Raw genomic sequence first — 20185 nt, forward strand, 5'->3', positions numbered from 1 at the left:
GGCCACGCCCACACTCGGCGGGGGCACGGGAGTTGCCCCCAGACCAACACCGCGCGGCACGACTGAAACGGCCGTCGAGCAGCAGGCCCGGCCACGCCCAAGGCCGACCGAGCGTCCGGGAGTTGCCCCCGGGACCACACCGCGTGGCACGAGCGAGACGGCCCGTCGGGTAGCGGGCCGGGCCACGCCCACAGTCGGCCAGGCGTCCGGGGTTGCCCCGGGACCACACCGCGCGGCGCGACCGAAGCGGCCGTCGAGCAGCAGGCCCGGCCACGCCCCAGGCCGACCGGGAACCCGGGAGTCGGCCCCGGGACCACACCGCGTGGCACGACTGAAACGGCCCGTCGAGTGACGGGCCCGGGTGGCACGCGCAGGTCGGCCGGGGGTGGGGTCTTCAGGGCCCGGCACCCGTCCGTGCGAGTACTGCACGCGGTGTAGCGCAACCGCTCTTCCTGCCCTACGGTCCTCCCGTCATCGCATGGACGGGAGGACGACCCGGTGCGCACAGCGAATGCCCGAACCATCGTCATCTGGACCCTCGTCGCACTGATCGGAGCCGCCGGCTGGTCGGTCCTCGCGCTCGCCCGGGGCGAGGAGGTCTCGGCCGTCTGGATGGTGGCGGCGGCTCTCGGCTCGTACGCCCTCGCCTATCGCTTCTACTCGAAGTTCATCGCCCGCAAGGTGCTCAAGGTCGACCACACCCGGGCGACCCCCGCCGAGCGCCTGAACAACGGCATCGACTTCCACCCCACCGACCGCCGGGTCCTGCTGGGCCACCACTTCGCGGCGATAGCAGGTGCCGGACCGCTGGTCGGGCCCGTGCTGGCCGCGCAGATGGGGTATCTGCCGGGCACGATCTGGATCATCGTCGGCGTGATCTTCGCGGGCGCGGTCCAGGACATGGTGGTGCTGTTCTTCTCCACCCGGCGCAACGGCAAGTCGCTCGGGCAGATGGCCCGGGAGGAGATCGGCCCGTTCGGCGGGGCGGCGGCACTGCTCGCCGCGTTCGCCATCATGATCATCCTGCTCGGGGTGCTGGCCCTGGTCATCGTGAACGCGCTGGCCGCCTCGCCCTGGGGCACCTTCTCCATCGCGATGACCGTCCCGATCGCCCTGCTGATGGGCTTCTACCTGCGGATCCTGCGGCCCGGCCGGGTCACCGAGGTCTCACTGATCGGCGTCGGACTGCTGCTGCTCGCGCTGGTCTCGGGCCGCTGGGTCGCCGAGTCGTCCTGGGCGGACACCTTCACGCTCGCGCCCTCCACCCTCGTCATCTGGCTGGTGGCGTACGGCTTCGTCGCCTCGATCCTGCCGGTGTGGATGCTGCTCGCGCCCCGCGACTACCTCTCCACCTTCATGAAGATCGGCACGATCATCCTGCTCGCGCTCGGTGTCGTCATCGCGCTGCCGACGCTGAGGATGGACCCGGTGACCGACTTCGCCTCCCGCGGCGACGGCCCGGTCTTCGCGGGCTCGCTCTTCCCGTTCGTCTTCATCACCATCGCCTGCGGCGCGCTCTCCGGCTTCCACGCGCTGATCTCCTCGGGTACGACACCGAAGATGATCCAGAAGGAGACGCAGGTCCGCATGATCGGCTACGGCTCCATGCTGATGGAGTCGTCGGTCGCGGTGATGGCGCTGATCGCGGCGAGCATCATCGACCCGGGCCTGTACTTCGCGATGAACGCCCCCGCGGGCGTGATCGGCACCACCGTCGAGAACGCCTCGCAGGTGGTGACCGGTTGGGGATACTCCATCACGCCCGCCGAACTCGCCCAGGCGGCGCGGGACGTCGAGGAGTCGACCCTGCTCTCCCGCACCGGCGGCGCGCCCACGCTCGCCGTCGGGGTGTCGCAGATCTTCTCCGAGGTGACCGGCGGGGGCCTCAAGGCCTTCTGGTATCACTTCGCGATCATGTTCGAGGCGCTGTTCATCCTGACCGCGCTGGACGCCGGCACCCGGGTCGGCCGGTTCATGCTCCAGGACATGCTGGGCAACGTCTACCGGCCCTTCCGGAACATCGGCTGGAAGCCCGGCCTGGTCGTCACCAGCGCGGTGGTGTGCGGGCTGTGGGGCTACTTCCTGTGGGTCGGCGTCCACGAACCCCTCGGCGGCATCAACCAGTTGTTCCCGATCTTCGGCATCTCCAACCAGTTGCTCGCGGCGGTCGCGCTGGCCGTCTGCACGACCCTGCTGGTGAAGTCCGGACGCCTGAAGTGGGCCTGGATCACCGGGGTTCCGCTCGCCTGGGACGCCACGGTCACCCTGACGGCGAGCTGGCAGAAGGTGTTCTCCGGTGACCCCAAGGTCGGCTTCTTCAAGCAACGGTCCGTGTTCCAGGACGCGATCGACCGGGGCGAGGTGCTGCCGCCCGCCAAGACCATGGACGACATGCACACCGTGGTCACCAACTCCACGGTGGACGGCGTCCTCGCGGCCGTCCTGGCGGTGCTGATCGTCATCGTGATCGCGGACGCGGCCCGGGTCTGTGTCCGGCACGTCCGGCGGCCCGCGCTCTCCACGCTCAGCGAGGCGCCCTACGTCGAGTCGAAGATCGTCGCTCCGGCCGGGCTGTTCCCGACCGGGAAGGAGAAGGAGGAGGAACGCCGTGCGGTCGGCACTTCTCCGGGCGTGTAGAGGAGTGCGCTGGTACATGCGGGAGCTGACCGACGAGTCGGCGTACGACCGCTATGTCGCGCACCTGCGCCGGGACCGTCCGGACGCGGCCGTGCCCTCCCGGCGCGACTTCGAGCGGATGCGCACGGACCGGCAGGAGGCGGACCCCCGGCAGGGGTTCCGCTGCTGCTGAAGGCCGGTCCGCGGTCGTACGGGGCGGACACAGAACCGCCACATACCGATATACGGACGAGGTCTTTCGCTTTCCCGACAGCGTCGCCTAGATTGCCTGCGCGTTACACAGGTGATCAGTGAGGGGACGGAGTCGCGGAATGTCGCAAGCGCCTGAAGTGAGACCACCGGTGGTGACACCGGTCCGCGTGGTCATCGCCCTCTGCCTCTTCGCACCCTTCGTGGCGATGCTGTGGGTCGGTTCCTACGCCAAGACCGATCCGGCCTTCATCGGTATCCCGTTCTTCTACTGGTACCAGATGGCGTGGGTGCTGATCTCCACGGCACTGACGATGATCGCGTACAAGCTGTGGCAGCGCGACCAGCGTGCCCGCAAGGGGGGTGCGTCCCAGTGAAGGACGGCGTGAACGGCGTCGCACTCGCCGTCTTCATCTTCTTCTTCGTGGCCGTCACGGTCATGGGCTTCCTCGCCGCGCGCTGGCGCAGGTCCGACGAGCAGAGCCTGGACGAATGGGGCCTGGGCGGCCGGTCGTTCGGCACCTGGGTCACCTGGTTCCTGCTCGGCGGCGACCTGTACACGGCGTACACCTTCGTCGCCGTACCGGCGGCGATCTACGCGGCGGGCGCGGCCGGCTTCTTCGCGGTGCCCTACACGATCCTGGTGTACCCGCTGATCTTCACGTTCCTGCCCCGCCTGTGGTCGGTCTCGCACAAGCACGGGTATGTGACGACCTCGGACTTCGTGCGCGGCCGGTTCGGCTCGAAGGGCCTGTCGCTGGCCGTGGCCGTCACCGGCATCCTCGCGACCATGCCGTACATCGCGCTCCAACTGGTCGGCATCCAGGCCGTCCTGGACGTGATGGGCGTCGGCGGCGGCGAGGACACCAACTGGTTCGTCAAGGACCTCCCGCTGCTGATCGCCTTCGGTGTGCTGGCCGCGTACACGTACTCCTCGGGGCTGCGTGCGCCCGCGCTGATCGCGTTCGTGAAGGACACGCTGATCTACATCGTCATCGCGGTGGCGATCATCTACATCCCGATCAAGCTGGGCGGCTTCGACGAGATCTTCGCCAAGGCGGGCGAGGCGTACAGCCAGACCAACCCGGCGACGGGCGCGCCACGCGGTGCGCTGGTACCGGGCGAGGCGGGGCAGTGGACGTACGCCACACTGGCGTTGGGCTCGGCCCTCGCGCTCTTCATGTACCCGCACTCGATCACGGCGACGCTGTCCAGCCGCAGCCGTGAGGTGATCCGCCGCAACACCACCATCCTGCCGCTGTACTCGCTGATGCTCGGTCTGCTGGCGCTGCTGGGCTTCATGGCCATCGCGGCCGGGATCAAGGTCAGCAACGGGCAGTTGGCGATCCCGCAGCTGTTCGAGACGATGTTCCCGGACTGGTTCGCGGGCGTGGCCTTCGCGGCCATCGGCATCGGTGCGCTGGTGCCGGCGGCGATCATGTCGATCGCCGCCGCGAACCTCTTCACCCGCAACATCTACAAGGACTTCATCAAGCCGGACGCGACGCCCGAGCAGGAGATGAAGGTCTCCAAGCTGGTCTCGCTCCTGGTGAAGGTCGGCGCGCTGGCCTTCGTCCTCACCATGGACAAGACGGTCGCCATCAACTTCCAGCTCCTCGGCGGCATCTGGATCCTGCAGACCTTCCCGGCCCTGGTCGGCGGTCTGTTCACCCGCTGGTTCCACCGCTGGGCCCTGCTGGCGGGCTGGGCGGTCGGCATGGTCTACGGCACGGTCGCCGCGTACGGCGTCGCCTCGCCGACGCAGAAGCACTTCGGCGGCTCGTCGAAGGAGATCCCCGGCATCGGTGAGATCGGCTACATCGGCCTGACGGCGTTCGTCCTCAACCTGGTGGTGACGGTGGTCCTCACCTTCGTCCTGAAGGCCCTCAAGGCCCCGGACGGCATCGACGAGACGTCCCCGCAGGACTACACGGCGGACGCCGGCGACCCCGGCGTCGAGGTGGAGCTGCCCCCGGCCACGGCGGGCACCACGCACTGAGCCGTACGCCACGACCACGGGCCGCCGGAGCGATCCGGCGGCCCGTGGTCGTGTGTCCCGGTATTGGGTGCCGTGTCTCGGCGGCATCACGCTCCTCATCTGCCAGTTGACGCTCTGAAACCAGCGCGACACAACATATGGGGGTGCTGTCCCCACCCGGCACAAGATGTATGCTCGTGCTCGCTGTCGTCGCAGGGGAATCCGGTGCGAATCCGGAACTGTCCCGCAACGGTGTACTCATGCGCGCATATGCGTGTATGGGAGTCAGTCCGAGGACCTGCCGACAGCGCGCCCGGCCACCAGGCCCGGGTGCCATGACGTCCGGGCCTCGCGGAATGGGCCGGTGGACGCGACGCCGTGTGCGGTCGTGCGCTGCCCCCTGCCCTCCTTGAGGCCCCCCGTGCCGAGCGAGGGAGAGCCCCACGTGACCATCGCGCCAGCAGACCCGGCTTCAGTCGTCGAGACGATCGACGCCGTCGAGGTCGCCGAGGTCGTCCAGGCCATCGAGGCGGGGACCGACGGTCCCGGAACCGCGTTGCTGCGGACCCTGACCGAGCTGACCGCCGACCTCCCCGACGCCGACCCCGGCCGGGTCGCCGCCGCCGCGCTGCGCGGCCGGTCCGCGCGGGCGGACGAGTCGGAGCTGCGCGAGCTGGCCACCGAGGCCGCCGCCGGCCTGATCTCCGAGGACCCCGCCTACTCGCGGCTCGCGGCCCGCCTGCTGACGATCAGCATCCGCGCCGAGGCCGCCTCCCAGGGCGTCACGTCCTTCACGGAGTCGGTCGTGGTGGGCCACGGCGAGGGTCTCATCGCGGACCGTACGGCCGAGTTCGCGCGGGTCCACGCCGCACGCCTGGACACGCTGGTCGACCGGCAGGCGGACGACCGCTTCGGGTACTTCGGTCTGCGCACGCTGCACAGCCGCTATCTGCTCCGGCACCCCATCACCCGGCGGGTGATCGAGACGCCCCAGTACTTCATGCTGCGGGTGGCGTGCGGTCTGGCCGAGGACGACAGCACCCGCGCCCTGGACGAGGTCGCGGCCCTGTACCGGCTCATGAGCCGCCTCGACTACCTCCCCTCCTCCCCCACCCTCTTCAACTCCGGCACCCGGCACCCCCAGATGTCGTCCTGCTACCTCCTCGACTCCCCGCTGGACGAGCTGGACTCCATCTACGGCCGCTACCACCAGGTCGCCCGGCTCTCCAAGCACGCCGGCGGCATCGGCATCGCGTACTCCCGCGTCCGCTCCCGCGGTTCGCTGATCCGCGGCACCAACGGGCACTCCAACGGCATCGTGCCGTTCCTGAAGACCCTCGACGCCTCGGTCGCCGCCGTGAACCAGGGCGGCCGGCGCAAGGGCGCGGCGGCGGTCTACCTGGAGACCTGGCACTCCGACATCGAGGAGTTCCTGGAGCTGCGCGACAACACCGGTGAGGACGCCCGGCGTACGCACAACCTGAACCTCGCGCACTGGATCCCGGACGAGTTCATGCGCCGGGTGAACGCCGACGCGCCGTGGTCGCTGTTCTCGCCCGCCGACGTGCCCGAACTGGTCGACCTGTGGGGCGAGGAGTTCGACGCGGCGTACCGCAAGGCGGAGGCCGAGGGGCTCGCGAAGAAGACGATCCCGGCCCGCGACCTGTACGGCCGCATGATGCGCACCCTCGCGCAGACCGGCAACGGCTGGATGACCTTCAAGGACGCCGCCAACCGCACCGCCAACCAGACGGCCGAGCCGGGGCACGTCGTGCACTCCTCCAACCTCTGCACGGAGATCCTGGAGGTCACGGACGACGGGGAGACCGCGGTCTGCAACCTGGGGTCGGTGAACCTCGGCGCCTTCGTGGACCCGATTCGCCGGGACATCGACTGGGAGCGCCTGGACGAGACGGTCCGCACGGCCGTCACCTTCCTCGACCGGGTCGTCGACATCAACTTCTACCCGACCGAGCAGGCCGGCCGTTCCAACGCCAAGTGGCGCCCGGTGGGCCTGGGCGCGATGGGCCTCCAGGACGTCTTCTTCCAGCTGCGGCTGCCCTTCGACTCGCCCGAGGCGAAGGCACTGTCCACACGGATCGCCGAGCGCATCATGCTCGCCGCCTACGAGGCCTCCGCCGACCTCGCCGAGCGCAACGGCCCGCTGCCGGCCTGGGAGAAGACGCGTACCGCCAGGGGTGTGCTGCACCCCGACCACTACGGCGTCGAGCAGACCTGGCCCGAGCGCTGGGCGGCACTGCGGACCCGGATCGCCTCGACGGGCCTGCGCAACTCGCTGCTGCTCGCCATCGCCCCGACCGCCACCATCGCGTCGATCGCCGGCGTGTACGAGTGCATCGAGCCGCAGGTGTCCAACCTGTTCAAGCGGGAGACGCTGTCCGGCGAGTTCCTCCAGGTCAACTCGTACCTGGTGAAGGAGCTGAAGGCGCTGGGCGTCTGGGACTCCCGCAGCCGTGAGGCGCTGCGCGAGTCGGGCGGTTCGGTGCAGGGCTTCGCCTGGATCCCCGAGGACGTACGGGCGTTGTACCGCACGGCGTGGGAGATCCCGCAGCGCGGCCTGATCGACATGGCGGCGGCCAGGACCCCCTACCTCGACCAGTCCCAGTCCCTGAACCTGTTCCTGGAGACGCCGACCATCGGCAAGCTCTCCTCGATGTACGCGTACGCCTGGAAGTCGGGCCTGAAGACGACGTACTACCTGCGCTCGCGCCCGGCGACCCGGATCGCCCGTGCCGCACAGGCCCAGGCCCAGCCCGAGAACACCCTCCCGGTACAGCAGGCCGTCGACCCCGAGGCCGTCGCCTGCTCCCTTGAGAACCCCGAGTCCTGCGAGGCCTGCCAGTAATGACCAGCGAAGCCAAGAACCTTCTCGACCCGGGCTTCGAGCTGACCCTCCGCCCGATGCGCTACCCGGACTTCTACGAGCGCTACCGGGACGCGATCAAGAACACCTGGACCGTCGAGGAGGTCGACCTCCACTCGGACGTCTCCGACCTGGCGAAGCTGTCCGAGGGCGAGCAGCACATGATCGGCCGGCTGGTCGCGTTCTTCGCGACGGGCGACTCGATCGTGGCGAACAACCTCGTGCTGACGCTGTACAAGCACATCAACTCCCCGGAGGCGCGCCTGTATCTGTCGCGCCAGCTGTTCGAGGAGGCCGTCCACGTCCAGTTCTATCTGACGCTCCTGGACACCTATCTCCCCGACCCGGAGGACCGGTCGGCGGCCTTCGACGCGGTGGAGAACATCCCCTCCATCCGCGAGAAGGCGGAGTTCTGCTTCAAGTGGATCAACGAGGTCGAGAAGCTGGACAGTCTGCAGACGCAGGCCGACCGCCGCCGTTTCCTCCTCAACCTGATCTGCTTCGCCGCGTGCATCGAGGGCCTGTTCTTCTACGGCGCCTTCGCGTACGTCTACTGGTTCCGCAGCCGGGGTCTGCTGCACGGCCTCGCCACCGGCACCAACTGGGTGTTCCGTGACGAGACCATGCACATGAGCTTCGCCTTCGAGGTGGTCGACACCGTCCGCAAGGAGGAGCCGGAGCTGTTCGACGACCTTCTTCAGCAGCAGGTCACCGACATGCTGAAGGAGGCCGTCGAGGCGGAGCTGCAGTTCGGGCGGGATCTGTGCGGTGAGGGCCTGCCGGGGATGAACACCGAGTCCATGCGGCAGTACCTGGAGTGCGTCGCCGACCAGCGGCTGACGCGCCTCGGGTTCGCCCCGATCTACGGTTCGGAGAACCCCTTCTCCTTCATGGAGCTGCAGGGGGTTCAGGAGCTGACCAACTTCTTCGAGCGGCGTCCGTCCGCGTACCAGGTCGCGGTGGAGGGCACCGTGGACCTGGACGAGGACTTCTGAGCCTCGTGATCCTCCCGGGCCTCGCGGCCCGCCCTGCCCTTCTGGGCCTCCCTGATCTGACGGTCGACACGCCTGTCGTGGACGATCCCGATCACTGACGGGAGGACCAGGAGGGCGAGGATTCCGAGGACGGTGAGCATTCCGATCAGTCCTTCTGTCTGCGCTGAAGTCATGTCACTACTGTCGCTCCGGAGACTCCTTACCAACAGTGGCAGGACTGCCGTAGGCCCTCGATTTACTGCCACTTCCGAGGCACACTGGCAGCATGCTCACCAACGTGGCCGCCGTCCTGCTCGACGGCGTGCATCCCTTCGAACTCGGCGTGGTCTGCGAGGTCTTCGGCATCGACCGCAGCGACGAGGGCCTGCCGACCTATGACTTCGCGGTCGTCTCGGCGGAGGGCCCCTCGCTGAACACCCACGTCGGCGGACTCACCGTCGGCACGCCGTACGGCCTCGACCGGCTGACGGAGGCGGACCTGATCGCCGTACCCGCCGGCAGCGAGTACGTGACCCGCCGCTACCCTCCCGAGCTGCTCGACGCCCTGGTCGGGGCCGTCGACCGCGGTGCCCGGGTGCTCAGCGTCTGCTCCGGCGCGTTCGTGCTCGGCGCCGCCGGACTGCTGGACGGCCGGCGCTGCAGTGTGCACTGGCGGCATGCCGCGGAACTGTCCCGCCAGCACCCCCGGGCGATCGTCGAGCCGGACGTGCTGTACGTCGACGAGGACCCGGTGATCACCTCGGCCGGCACCGCGGCCGGCATCGACGCCTGTCTGCACATCGTGCGCAAGGAGCAGGGACCCGAGGTCGCCAACCGGATCGCCCGGCGGATGGTCGTACCGCCGCACCGGGACGGCGGACAGGCCCAGTACATCGAGCGGCCGTTGCCCCGCTCGGAGTGCGACACCGTCGGCGAGGTGCTGGTCTGGATGGAGCAGCACCTCGACGAGGAGGTCACCGTCGAGCAGCTCGCCGACCGCGCCCACATGTCACCGCGCACCTTCGCCCGCCGCTTCCAGCAGGAGACGGGGACGACTCCCTACCGCTGGATCCTGCGCCAACGGGTGCTGCAGGCCCAGCGGTTGCTGGAGGCGACCGACGAGACGGTGGACGCGATCGCCGGCCGAACGGGGTTCGGCAACGCGGCAGCGCTGCGTCACCAGTTCGTCCGTGCGGTGGGCACCACCCCGAACGCCTACCGGCGCACCTTCCGGGGCCCCGAGGCGGCCTGACCTCTCAGCCGCTCACCGGGGAACCGGTTTCAGCAGCAGCCGCTGCGGGCGCAGCGTGATACCCACCCGGGTCGTGTCGTCGGATCCGGACACCTGCTCGAAGCGGTACTTCGTGGACAGCGCCGCCGTGATGAGCGTCAGCTGGGCCATCGAGAAGTGGTCGCTCGGGCACTTGCGGTTGCCCGTGCTGAACGGGCTCATGGCGTGTTTCGGCACGTCCTTGGCCCGGTCCGGCAGCCAGCGGTCGGGGTCGAAGGCCAGGTTGTCCGCGTAGGACCGCCCGTCGCGCTGGATCGCGTACGGGCTGTACACGATGTCGGCACCGGCCGGAATGCGGCAGCCACCGAGTTCGGTGTCCCGCACCGCCCGCCGCGTCAATATCCACACGGCGGGCCGCAAACGCATGGCTTCGACGACGACATTGTTCGTGTGCCCGAGAGACCGGACGTCCTCGAATGCCACCGGGCGTCCGCCTGTGACGGATTCGACTTCCGCGCACACCCTGTCCGCGTGTTCCGGGTGTTCCGCGAGGACCTGGAGCAGCCACATGATCGTGGATGCGACGGTTTCGCTTCCGGGCGTGAGGATGGCGACGACCTGGTCGTGGATCTCCTGTTCCCCGATGGGCTCGCCATTGTCGTCCTTCGCCTCCAGCAATGCCGTCAGCAAATCGTCCGGCTTTTGACCAGATGCCCTCCGCTCGGCGACGATCTCGTCGACGAGGAGATGCAAATCGGCCAGCGCGCGGTTGAATTGGCGATTGGCCGGGAGCGGCAGCCGGTACAGCGGTCCGGCGGGTATCACCATCCGCCGGTACATACCCCGGAAGACGGTGGCGAGGGCGACGCACAGCCGCTCGGCCCGCTCGTCCATGAAGTCGCCGCGCAGCAGACAACGGGCCGCGATGCGCACCGCGATCCGGAAGGACTCGGAGGTGCAGTCGACGGTCTCGCCGGACTGCCAGCGCTCCGCCAGCGCATGCGCCTCCTCCTCCATGATCGGGCCGTAGGCGGGGATGGCGTCGAGGCGGAACGCGGGCTGGATGGTGCGCCGTTGGCGCCGGTGCAGGGGCCCGTTGGCGGTGGCCACGCCCTCCTTGCCGAGCAGGCCCTCCAGGGACTCCCACAGCGGACCGGCGATGATGAAGTCGGTGCTCAGCGCCATCGCTCCGGTGAGGGCCGGGGTGGTGACGGCGTACACCGTCTTGGGGCCGAGCCTCAGCCGTACGACGTCGCCGTGCTCGCGCAGTCCGGACATGAAGCGGAGCGGATCGCGCGCCAGCTTCCAGCCGTGGCCGAGGAGCGGGACACCCCCGCCGGCCAGAGGCGGTTCGTGCGGCTCCCGCACCTGGGGGGCCGCGGGCCTGACGGATTCGACGGTCATTTCTCACCTGCCGCTTCGTTGTTGACGTACGGGGGCGTGGACCGGTCGTCCCAGCTGTCGACCATGTAACGGCCGGACTCGTGGTGGAACCAGTAGACGGTGCTGAACCAGTTCCGCATATTGCCGACACAGGCCCGCACGGCGGTGCTCAGTTCTTTTCCACGTACCGTTCCGTCGTCGAGTTTCTCGGCGAAACGTAACGCTTCCTTCTCGGCGTCGAGGAATTCGGCCACGCAGCCCTCGACGCGTCGCCTGACTTCGGTGACCGCTTCCTCCAGGGTCAGCCCCTCGTGTGTGATGAGGCTGATTCCGAGGTTGTGGACCTCGTCTCCCGCTATTTCCTTGGGGAGCGAGCAGAGGTCGTTGTACCAGGCGGCGAACTCCTGACTGAGCAACGCCGCCCGCCGATAGGCCGGGTTTTTCCTCACACCGTCCGGGAGTTCACATCCCGCGGTCGGCTCCAGCAGATCGGTCCATATCCAGTGCGCGAAGGTGAGCCGCCGCAGCGCGAGGTATTCCTCGACGGTGGGGACGATTCCTTCGGTGCGATTGCGGAATTCCCGGTCGTACGCCTCGATCACTTCGTGGAAGTGCCGGGCGAACCGGGCGTTCCAGGTCTGCGGCAGGAACGAGTACAGGCGCAGCACGCTGTCCGCGAACCCGGCGACCAGCGTGTCCTTGTGGTGCAGATGGTTCCGTGGGGAGTCGAGCGCCGCGTGCAGGCGGAACCGGAGCCGGCGCCAGGCCGCCGGACGGCGGTGCACGATGTCCCGGTCGTGGCGGTCGTCCCAGACGAAGAACCAGGCGCTGTAGTCCGCTATCGCCTGGAGGACCTCGTCGGGGGCGCCGATGTAGTACCCGGCCATGAGGTCGGTGTAGCAAAGTCCATCGGCATATTCTGCCACCTTGTCCGCCGGCATGAGCCTTTTTTCCAGGAGCCAGGTACGGGTCCTCTCCTGGAGCCTGGGCCAATACGGATGCAGTTGCCTGGGAAACGCTGCCTCGACCACCGGGAGAGAGAGCGATGGTGGAACCGCGATCGCCACCGGTGTCGATGTGGTGCTGTGTGGGAAAGCAGGCACGAACAAACCCCTTCCAGCCGCCAGTTGGCGCACACACCCCTCCCGCTGTGCCGGGCGTGCGCCGTTGCGTATCCCCGCACTTCCCATTCAGCCCTACAACTGACCGTTCTGGGAACGGATTTGCTCCATTCACTACCCCAGTGTGCTGAGATCCTCCCCCTCTGTGACTGGTTCTGGATCACCGGGCGAGCACAAACGATCGAATGTACGACGCACAGACGAACGGCGCCTGATCGGGAAGGTTCTCCTGATCAGGCGCCGTACGTACGGGAGTTGTGGGGCCCGGAAGCACTCAGTCGTTGGCGACCACGGCGTAGCGGGGCTCGTTCTCGGCCATCTGCCGCAAGGCGTCCTTGCGCTCGCGCTTGGAGAGCCGGTCGATGTAGAGGTACCCGTACAGGTGATCGGTCTCGTGCTGCAAACACCGAGCGAAGTAGCCGGTGCCGCGCAGCCTGACGGGGTTGCCCTGCTCGTCCTGGCCGGTCACCTCGGCGTAGTCCGGGCGGGCCAGCGGCGCGTACGCGGTGGGCACCGACAGACAGCCCTCGTTGCTGTCGTCCAGCCGGCGCCTGTCGGCGGGCAGGTCGACGAGGACCGGGTTGCAGACGACACCGACGTGCCGCCTGCCCTCGTCGTCCATGCAGTCGTACACGAAGACCTTCAGGTCGACGCCGATCTGGTTGGCGGCCAGGCCCACGCCCTCGGCGGTCCGCTGCGAGGCGAACATGTCCGCCACCAGCTGCCCCAGCTCCGCGCCGAAGTCGGTGACGTCCCGGCACTCCTTGTGCAGCACCGGGTTCCCGACCACCGTGATCGGCCGCGAGGTGCCGCGCTCACGCCAGGCGCTCTCGCGCTCCTCCGGCTCCTCGGTGTCGACGACGAAGCCCTCGTCATCCACGGGGAGCACGCCCACGTGCTGCTGATCGGTGTCCTGCTGCGCCATGACCGACGTACGCCTTCCTAGAAGAACAGGGGTGAATGCTTGAGACAGGGTAAGGGGAGCGCGCCCTGCAGGGCGCGGGGCCGTGTCCGGGACGCGGCTCCGCCGCGTGGGCGCGACCAGCCACAGCGGACCGGCAGCCGAAGGACGACCTAACAGACCTCTTCCAGATCCCGCCAGTCACGGGAATCCGGGCTGTCCGCCACCCACCCGTCCAGCAACCCCCGCACCAGCGCGGCCGGCGCGGCCACCCCGCACTCCCGCTCCGGCACCCACAACTGCCCGTCCGTCCGGTGCCCCAGCGGCCCGGGATGCCCCGGCTCACTGTGATCGTGCGGATCGAGATGCTCCCCGTCACCCTCGTCCGAGGGCATCCGCGACTCCGAGCACATCCGGCACAGCAACCGCACCGACGAGGACCAGTCCTCCGCGGCGAACCCGGCATCGGCCGCCAGCTGCTCCAGCGCGTCCCGGTCGGCCTCCGTGGCGGCCTCCAGCAGCACGACCCAGGTCGGCACCGGCGACGGCGCCCACAGCTCGATCTCGTCGAACACCGGGTAGGAGTGCCCGGCGGTGGTGGTCCGCTCGCCGTGCGGCACCCCGTCGTGCAGGACGACCTCGCCCCAGCGCCGCCCGGACGACGGCAGCGGAATGGACAGCACCTCGATCCGCGCGGGGTCCAGCCGGCGCCCCCACACCACCTCGGCCTCCCCCTCCGGGGAGAGCCGTACGGCAGCGCTGCCGAGGTCCATGCCGACCGGCTCACCGGCGGCGGTGGCACCGCCCGGCACCCGCAGCCCGTACGCCTGCCAGGACCGCCGCGCCAGCGGCCAGTCCTGGAGGGCGGTGGCCGCGATGCCGACGTTCCACCAGTCAGGTGCGCCGGTCTCCCGGTCGAGCAGGGCCACGGCCCGCAGGCCGGCCGCCCGGGCCTGCTCCCAGTCGTGCCGGAACTTGTGCAGCAGGGCGAGGTTGAACCAGGACTCGGACAGCCAGGGCTCCAGGTCGGCGGCGCGGGTCAGCAGCGCTCCCGCGTCCTCGTACCGACCGTCCCCGATCAGCGTGAACGCACGGTCGGTGGCCTGCCGCCAGGAGGCGGAGGGCCGGTGCCGTCCCTTGCCGAAGATCCTCACGATTCCCGCCTGCCAGTTCCGTTCAGTGGGCTGGCTGTGCCCCCGGACACCCTCTTCTTCGCATCCAACCACGTGCGGCTGGGAGGGCGCTCATTACCCATGGGTTACCCAGCCACGGGCAGGGTCAGACAGTCCCGTGACAGGACGCGGGCCAGCGCCTCCACGACCTCGGGCGCGTACTCCTCCGCGATCCCCAGCCGCAGCTCCTCCAGTGCCTTGAGGGGCCCGCCGGGACCTGCTTCCCGGGTCTTCTCCTCGTATGCGTTCACGGCCCGGACGACCCGCGCGGCCACCGGCTGCTCCCGCCACGGATCGGCCTGCCGCTCCACCACCATCGCCACCTGCGCGTCCACCCCCGTCTGCCGTACGACGGCCCCGCCGAGCAGCGCGATACGGCGCTGTTCCTGGGCGGGCAGGACGGCCGTGGCACCCGCCGGCACCGGATCGACGAGGCTCAGCTGCCCGATGTCGTGCATCAGGGCGGCGTACTCCAACACGGTCAGCTCCCGCTCGCTGAGCCCCAGGTCCCGGCCGACGGCCTCGCCGAGCGCGGCGACCCGGCGGGCGTGCCCGGCCGGGGTGTACCCGGCGATCTCGGTGGCCCGGGCGAGGGAGGCGATGGTCTGCCGGTAGGTGGCCCGGACGGCCGCGTACCGCCGGAAGGACAGCTGGGTGAGCAGCAGCGGCAGCGAGAACACCGGCAGTGCCCACAGGCCCACCACGGCGACCGCGAGCGCCATCACCGCCCCCGTCGCACAGACGGCGGACCCGATGCCCAGCAGCGCCCGCAGCTCGTCCCGCAGCAGCGGGCCGAAGGGCCACCGGGTGCGGGAGTGCGCCAGCGCGGCGGCGAGCACGGTGTCGCACAGCGCGGTGAGGGCCAGCAGCGCGAGCAGCAGCAGGGCGTACGCGGGACCGCCCCAGCGGCTGAACACGCCCTGGTGGTAGAGGGGTTGGAAGCAGACGGCGGCGAATCCGACGGTGAGGATCCGCCGGGCGAGATGGTCGGGCGTCCCGCGCCGCCCGCGCGCGAGGTGCGGCACGCTGCCGAGGAGGGAGGCGGCGAGGACGACGGTGACGACCTGGGGCACCCCCTGCTGCGTCGGCTCCCCGGCGTCCGCCCCGAGCAGGGCGTACGACAGCGCCCCGGCGGCTCCGAGCGGCGCGGCCTCCCGGACCCGGGCCCCGGTCCACCGGCTCAGCTCGCCGACGGTGACCAGGACCCCGAAGGCGAGGGCGATGCCCCGTCCGTCGATACCGGTCCAGAGGGTGATGGCGAGGGAGAGGCCGGCGAGGAGGGCGGCGGCGGTGTGGACGAGGGCGAGGAGCACGGGCGGGCGGCGGGGGCTCATCGGTGCGCTTCCGGCCTGCTGGGGGCCGCGGAGCGGGGCCGCGGCGGGTGGGCCTCGTCGGCGGTCACCGCGGGGCGCCAGCCTCCCTCGCTCCCGGCCTCGCCCGATCGGGGGCACCCCTCTCGGCCCAGCGCCCGGACCAGGGCTTCGACCATCCGTGGGTCGAACTGGGTGCCCGCGCAGCGCTCCAGTTCCGCCAGCGCCGCGGCGACCGGCCGGGCCCGGCGGTAGGAACGGGTCGACGTCATCGCGTCGAAGGCGTCCGCGACCGCCACCACCCGGGCGGGCTCCGGGATCTGCCCGCCGACCAGGCCGTACGGGTACCCGCTGCCGTCCAGCCGTTCGTGATGGTGCAGCACCGCCCCCCGGGCCTCCCCGAGGAAGGAGATGCCCCGCACGATCTCGTGTCCGTACTCCGGATGCAGTTCGATGATCCGCCGCTCCTCGGCGGTGAGCGGCCCGTCCTTGCGCAGCAGGCGCGTGGGCACGCCCAGCTTCCCGACGTCGTGCAGGATCCCGGCGAACCGCAGGACCTCGACGCGCTCGTCGGGCATGCCCAGTTCGCGGGCGATCATCATCGACGCCTGCCCGACCCGCTCGCTGTGCCCGCGCGTGTAGCCGTCCTTGATGTCGACGGCCTGCACGAGCGCCCGGATCGTCGCCTGGTGGGCGGCCCGTTCCCGGTGGTACTGGGCGAACACCCACCAGGACACACCCATCGGCAGCAGCACGAGGAGGGCGGCGACGGGCCCGTACGGGCTGCGCCAGAGGACGGCCATCATCAGCCCGGCGAGGCCGTGCACGACGACGGGAGCGAGCGACCGTACGAACAGACCGCGCCAGGCCCGGGGCAGCGGCACCCTCCCCCGCTGCCCCGAAGGCGCGGGCGGTGCCCCCACCGCGAGCGCCAGGATCCCGGCGTCCAGCGCGGTCAGCACCAGGCAGAACGCGAGCACCGCGGCCCCGGCGGGGGCGAGCGCGTACGGGAAGTCGGAGGCGACGACGGCGTCCCGCCCGCCCAGCGCCCAGTGCACACGCGCGGCCACCCAGACGCCGACGGCGAGCTGGGCGGCCCGCCAGATCCGGCGGGGCCAGCCGGGCCGCTGCTCGACCCGGGACAGCAGGGCCCCCGGCAGCGCCACCAGGGCGGCGGCGGGCGGGGGCAGCAGAAAGGCACCGGCGAGCAAAACGGGGTAGAACGTCCCGGCGAAACGCCACCGGGCGGCGACCCGCTCACCGCACGCGTAGAGCGCGGCGAGCAGGAGCACCGCCCACCAGGGCGTCCGCACGGTGGGCAGCGGGAGCAGACAGCAGACGGCGCCGAGAACCGCACAGGCCACATAGACACGGGCCCGTGCCGGAATCGCCTCCATACGCCCTCCCCCGGACTCGGACATGACTGTCCAGCGTCCGGGAGCCTAGGGCGGCGGGAGGGAGCCCGCGGGTCGATTACCCGCGGATTAGCACGTTCGGGTGACGACTGCCCGTTCCCGGGCGGGAGTTCAGGACTCCTGCGGGGTGGCCGGGCTCGCCGTCACGTCATGCTCGGGCACGGCCTGCCCGGAGCGGATCAGGTCGATCCGCCCCATCACCTTGGAGCGCAGGTCGGTCGGCACGTCGTCCTGCCCGCAGCAGCGCTTGACCAGCTTCTTCACGGCCTGCTCCAGCCCGTACTTCTCCAGGCACGGCGAGCACTCCTCGAAGTGGACCTCGAACTTGGTGCAGTCCGAGTCCGGCATCTCCCGGTCGAGGAACTCGTAGAGATGATCGAGTACTTCACTGCAGTCCGTCTCGTGCGGCTCTCCGCAGCTCATGAGCCCGAGCCTTTCGCTTCGTTCGACTCTGCGGCACCGGCCGGGACCAGCCCCCGCTCACGGGCGTAGTCCTCCAGCATGCCGCGCAGTTGACGGCGGCCCCGGTGCAGCCGGGACATCACCGTACCGATGGGTGTCCCCATGATGTCCGCGATCTCCTTGTACGCAAAGCCCTCTACGTCGGCGAGATAGACCGCGATACGGAATTCCTCGGGGATCGCCTGCAGCGCCGCTTTCACGTCCGAGTCGGGCAGATGGTCGAGCGCCTGCGACTCCGCGGAACGCAGACCGGTCGACATGTGCGACTCGGCGCGCGCGAGCTGCCAGTCCTCGATCTCCTCGGCCGCCGAGCGCTGGGGTTCGCGCTGCTTCTTGCGGTACGAGTTGATGAAGGTGTTGGTGAGGATGCGGTACAGCCACGCCTTGAGGTTGGTGCCCTCACGGAACTGGTGGAAGGACGCGTACGCCTTCGCGTACGTCTCCTGCACCAGATCCTCGGCGTCGGCGGGATTGCGGGTCATGCGCAGCGCCGCCGAGTACATCTGGTCGAGGAACTCGAGCGCGTCCCGCTCGAAGCGCGCGCTGCGCTCCGCGGTCGACTCCGCACCCGCGCTGCCCTGGCCCTCGGGCTGCTCCGCCTGGCCGTGTTCGGTCCCTGCGTCGGTACCGGGAACCGGACCCACCTCCTCAAGATTCCGGGCAGGCCCGAAACCGGACCCACCAGAATCGGAGGATAGAACACGATCCGGTCCGCCCGCCGCCCGAATAGGGCCGGTCTTGGCCGCGTGCAGCACCGTCCAGTCCAGGTCGGCACGGCCGCCGCGGCTCGAAACGGACTCTGCCGGGCGCAGCCCGTCCACAGGGTGGCGGTGGGAGACGGGCGGGCAGATGGTCGAACCCATGCGGCGGACTTCCTCTCACTACGGCGTCGGTGCCTTTTCCCTCAGCACTTCTGTCCCGCACAACAGAGGTCCGCTCCGCAACATTCCCGGGCCTTTACCCGAGTGACCCGGCCCACCGCGCCACCCCGTCGGTGATGATCTCCAGCGCCTGGTACTGGTCCAGGGGCGCCCGCTTCGGCACGGCGAAGCCGTGATCGCCGCAGGGCACCTCGATCAGCCCGTACGTCCCCTCGGGAAACTCCTCCGGCTTGCCGAACGGGTCGTTGCCACCCTGCACGACGAGCGTGGGCACCCCGGCGCCGAGCAGCTCGTCGGCGCGTGACTTCTCGGGCCGGCCCGGCGGGTGCAACGGAAAACCGAGCGCGAGGACGGCGTGGGCACCCAGTTCGACGGCCGTACGGCAGGCGACCCGGGCGCCGGCGCTGCGACCGCCGGAGATCACCGGGAGGCCGGGCTCGGCGAGGGCGGGCCACACGCCCCGCCAGCCGAGGTCGAGGGTCTTCGGCGCGGGTGCGAGCCTCTTCCCGGCCACCCGCCAGGGCTGCTCCACGAGGGCGACGGTCACCTCGTGCTCCGGGAGGACCCGGGCGAGTTCCCGAAGGTCGCGTGCCTCGATGCCACCGCCGGCGCCGTGGCCGAGGGCGAGCACGTACCGGGGCTTCGGCGCCGGGTGCCAGGTGATGCGGGCGGGACCGGCATCGGTGTCGATGATCTCTGTCACATCAGAAGAGTGTGCCCTCTTCGGGTCCCTCCAGCTCCTTCAGCAGCTCCGGTCCGTTGTTGCGGACATTGCTGACGGCCGTGGAGACGGGGTACGCGCGCAGCAGCCCGGCCGGCGGCGGGGCCAGCAGCTCCCGCAGGTCGTCGGGGTCCGTGCGGGACGGGTCGAGCCAGCTGTCCCAGCGGTCCGGCGTCAGCATCAGGGGCATCCGCGGGTGGATGTCGGCGAGCGCGTGCGGCCCGTCCGCCGGGGCGACGGCCAGCGGGGTGGTCTCCGCCTCCGTGGTGATGACCGAGCACGTCACCCACCAGGCCTGCGGGTGGTCGTCGGGCAGGGTCCTGTCCCGCCAGAACTCGTACACCCCGGCCATCGCGAACACCGACGCGTCGGCGGGGAGCACGAAGTACGGCTGCTTGCGCGGCCGTTTCTTCTTCCCCTCGACCTCCAGGTCCCGCTCCTGGGTGCCGGTGACCCACTCGTAGTAGCCGTCGGCGGGGATGACACAGCGCCGGGTGGCGAAGGCCCGGCGGAACGACGGCTTCTCGTGGACGGTCTCCGCGCGGGCGTTGATCATCCGGGCGCCGCCCTCGGGGGTCTTCGACCAGGACGGGACCAGCCCCCACTTGAGCCTGCGCAGCTGTCGAACCGGCCGCGGCTCGTCCGCGTCCTTGAGAGGGCGGTCCAGGACGGCGTAGACCTCCTTGGTGGGGGCCACGTTGAAATCGGGCGCCAAGGTCTCCTCGGGCTCCCACTGCTCGACCTCAAAGATTCCCGCGAGATCCTCGGGGCTACGACTCGCTGCATACCGTCCGCACATACGTGCCAGACTGCCAGGCCCACCCGCCGCCCGACCACCACCCCTCGACGACGGCGCTCCGCACCGACCGCGTCTGTTTCCCCACACGTTCCCCACCAGTTTTTCCCCACGACACCCACGGGAGCCA

The 20185-nt window shown here is 70.0% G+C and carries 17 protein-coding genes and 1 riboswitch; of the genes, 7 read left to right on the forward strand and 10 right to left on the reverse strand.

Going from position 1 to position 20185, the window contains the following annotated elements:
- Positions 1-498: 498 nt before the first annotated feature.
- The 7 genes from ACZ5VD_RS21420 (at position 499) to ACZ5VD_RS21450 (ending at position 9914) form a co-directional block, all read left to right on the forward strand.
- On the forward strand, positions 499-2637 hold the full coding sequence (locus ACZ5VD_RS21420; protein WP_468550975.1) for a carbon starvation CstA family protein: 2139 nt from the start codon (positions 499-501) through the stop codon (positions 2635-2637).
- A 16-nt stretch (positions 2638-2653) separates the two neighbouring features.
- Positions 2654-2809 (forward strand): YbdD/YjiX family protein, encoded by a 156-nt coding sequence (locus tag ACZ5VD_RS21425; protein ID WP_468550974.1) that lies wholly within the window; start codon positions 2654-2656, stop codon positions 2807-2809.
- Positions 2810-2948: 139 nt separating this feature from the next.
- Complete coding sequence (locus ACZ5VD_RS21430) at positions 2949-3203, forward strand: DUF3311 domain-containing protein (RefSeq protein ID WP_468550973.1); 255 nt, start codon at positions 2949-2951, stop codon at positions 3201-3203.
- Complete coding sequence (mctP, locus tag ACZ5VD_RS21435) at positions 3200-4825, forward strand: monocarboxylate uptake permease MctP (protein ID WP_468550972.1); 1626 nt, start codon at positions 3200-3202, stop codon at positions 4823-4825. Before ACZ5VD_RS21430 ends, mctP begins: the two co-directional genes overlap by 4 nt.
- A 170-nt stretch (positions 4826-4995) precedes the next feature.
- Positions 4996-5124: riboswitch (cobalamin riboswitch) on the forward strand.
- Between the two features lie 125 nt (positions 5125-5249).
- Complete coding sequence (locus tag ACZ5VD_RS21440; RefSeq protein WP_468682946.1) at positions 5250-7670, forward strand: ribonucleoside-diphosphate reductase subunit alpha; 2421 nt, start codon at positions 5250-5252, stop codon at positions 7668-7670.
- Positions 7670-8683, forward strand: a complete 1014-nt coding sequence (locus ACZ5VD_RS21445) for a ribonucleotide-diphosphate reductase subunit beta (protein ID WP_468550970.1) — start codon at positions 7670-7672, stop codon at positions 8681-8683. The genes ACZ5VD_RS21440 and ACZ5VD_RS21445 overlap by 1 nt, the downstream gene beginning before the upstream one ends.
- A 265-nt stretch (positions 8684-8948) precedes the next feature.
- On the forward strand, positions 8949-9914 hold the full coding sequence (locus ACZ5VD_RS21450; protein ID WP_468682947.1) for a GlxA family transcriptional regulator: 966 nt from the start codon (positions 8949-8951) through the stop codon (positions 9912-9914).
- Positions 9915-9926: 12 nt separating this feature from the next.
- Here the strand turns inward: ACZ5VD_RS21450 and ACZ5VD_RS21455 are convergent, their stop codons facing one another.
- The 10 genes from ACZ5VD_RS21455 to ACZ5VD_RS21500 all read right to left on the reverse strand — a co-directional run bounded on the left by ACZ5VD_RS21455 (position 9927) and on the right by ACZ5VD_RS21500 (position 20058).
- Positions 9927-11297: a bifunctional albaflavenone monooxygenase/terpene synthase gene (locus ACZ5VD_RS21455; RefSeq protein ID WP_468550968.1), complete on the reverse strand. Its 1371-nt coding sequence runs from the start codon at positions 11295-11297 to the stop codon at positions 9927-9929.
- Positions 11294-12379 (reverse strand): epi-isozizaene synthase, encoded by a 1086-nt coding sequence (gene cyc1 / locus ACZ5VD_RS21460; RefSeq protein WP_468683085.1) that lies wholly within the window; start codon positions 12377-12379, stop codon positions 11294-11296. The genes ACZ5VD_RS21455 and cyc1 overlap by 4 nt, the downstream gene beginning before the upstream one ends.
- A 292-nt stretch (positions 12380-12671) precedes the next feature.
- On the reverse strand, positions 12672-13322 hold the full coding sequence (def, locus tag ACZ5VD_RS21465) for a peptide deformylase (RefSeq protein WP_468550966.1): 651 nt from the start codon (positions 13320-13322) through the stop codon (positions 12672-12674).
- Positions 13323-13471: 149 nt separating this feature from the next.
- Positions 13472-14452, reverse strand: coding sequence for a tetratricopeptide repeat protein (locus tag ACZ5VD_RS21470; RefSeq protein ID WP_468550965.1), 981 nt, complete (start codon positions 14450-14452; stop codon positions 13472-13474).
- Positions 14453-14556: 104 nt separating this feature from the next.
- Positions 14557-15804 carry an HD-GYP domain-containing protein gene (locus tag ACZ5VD_RS21475; RefSeq protein ID WP_468550964.1) on the reverse strand — a complete coding sequence of 416 codons (1248 nt, stop codon included), beginning with the start codon at positions 15802-15804 and terminating at the stop codon, positions 14557-14559.
- The gene (locus tag ACZ5VD_RS21480) at positions 15801-17177 is read right to left on the reverse strand and encodes an HD-GYP domain-containing protein (RefSeq protein ID WP_468550963.1); all 1377 of its coding nucleotides are present in this window, start codon (positions 17175-17177) and stop codon (positions 15801-15803) included. Before ACZ5VD_RS21480 ends, ACZ5VD_RS21475 begins: the two co-directional genes overlap by 4 nt.
- A gap of 129 nt (positions 17178-17306) precedes the next feature.
- Positions 17307-17618, reverse strand: a complete 312-nt coding sequence (rsrA, locus tag ACZ5VD_RS21485; RefSeq protein WP_468550962.1) for a mycothiol system anti-sigma-R factor — start codon at positions 17616-17618, stop codon at positions 17307-17309.
- Entirely contained in the window at positions 17615-18301 is a 687-nt protein-coding gene (sigR, locus tag ACZ5VD_RS21490; RefSeq protein WP_468682948.1) for an RNA polymerase sigma factor SigR, read from the reverse strand. Before sigR ends, rsrA begins: the two co-directional genes overlap by 4 nt.
- A 313-nt stretch (positions 18302-18614) precedes the next feature.
- A complete protein-coding gene (locus tag ACZ5VD_RS21495) occupies positions 18615-19241 on the reverse strand; it encodes an alpha/beta hydrolase family protein (protein ID WP_468682949.1) in 627 nt (208 codons plus the stop codon).
- Position 19242: 1 nt separating this feature from the next.
- Positions 19243-20058: an SOS response-associated peptidase gene (locus tag ACZ5VD_RS21500; RefSeq protein ID WP_468682950.1), complete on the reverse strand. Its 816-nt coding sequence runs from the start codon at positions 20056-20058 to the stop codon at positions 19243-19245.
- Between the last annotated feature and the right edge of the window lie 127 nt (positions 20059-20185).

It is taken from the genome of Streptomyces sp. NPDC032822 (assembly GCF_055578825.1).

Coding starts and splice junctions, on each gene's coding strand:
- ACZ5VD_RS21425 (WP_468550974.1), top strand. CDS start 2,654: ATGCGGGAGCTGACCGACGAGTCGGCGTACGACCGCTATGTCGCGCAC.
- ACZ5VD_RS21430 (WP_468550973.1), top strand. CDS start 2,949: ATGTCGCAAGCGCCTGAAGTGAGACCACCGGTGGTGACACCGGTCCGC.
- ACZ5VD_RS21445 (WP_468550970.1), top strand. CDS start 7,670: ATGACCAGCGAAGCCAAGAACCTTCTCGACCCGGGCTTCGAGCTGACC.
- ACZ5VD_RS21450 (WP_468682947.1), top strand. CDS start 8,949: ATGCTCACCAACGTGGCCGCCGTCCTGCTCGACGGCGTGCATCCCTTC.
- ACZ5VD_RS21455 (WP_468550968.1), bottom strand. CDS start 11,297: ATGACCGTCGAATCCGTCAGGCCCGCGGCCCCCCAGGTGCGGGAGCCG.
- def (WP_468550966.1), bottom strand. CDS start 13,322: ATGGCGCAGCAGGACACCGATCAGCAGCACGTGGGCGTGCTCCCCGTG.
- ACZ5VD_RS21475 (WP_468550964.1), bottom strand. CDS start 15,804: ATGAGCCCCCGCCGCCCGCCCGTGCTCCTCGCCCTCGTCCACACCGCC.
- ACZ5VD_RS21480 (WP_468550963.1), bottom strand. CDS start 17,177: ATGGAGGCGATTCCGGCACGGGCCCGTGTCTATGTGGCCTGTGCGGTT.
- rsrA (WP_468550962.1), bottom strand. CDS start 17,618: ATGAGCTGCGGAGAGCCGCACGAGACGGACTGCAGTGAAGTACTCGAT.
- ACZ5VD_RS21500 (WP_468682950.1), bottom strand. CDS start 20,058: ATGTGCGGACGGTATGCAGCGAGTCGTAGCCCCGAGGATCTCGCGGGA.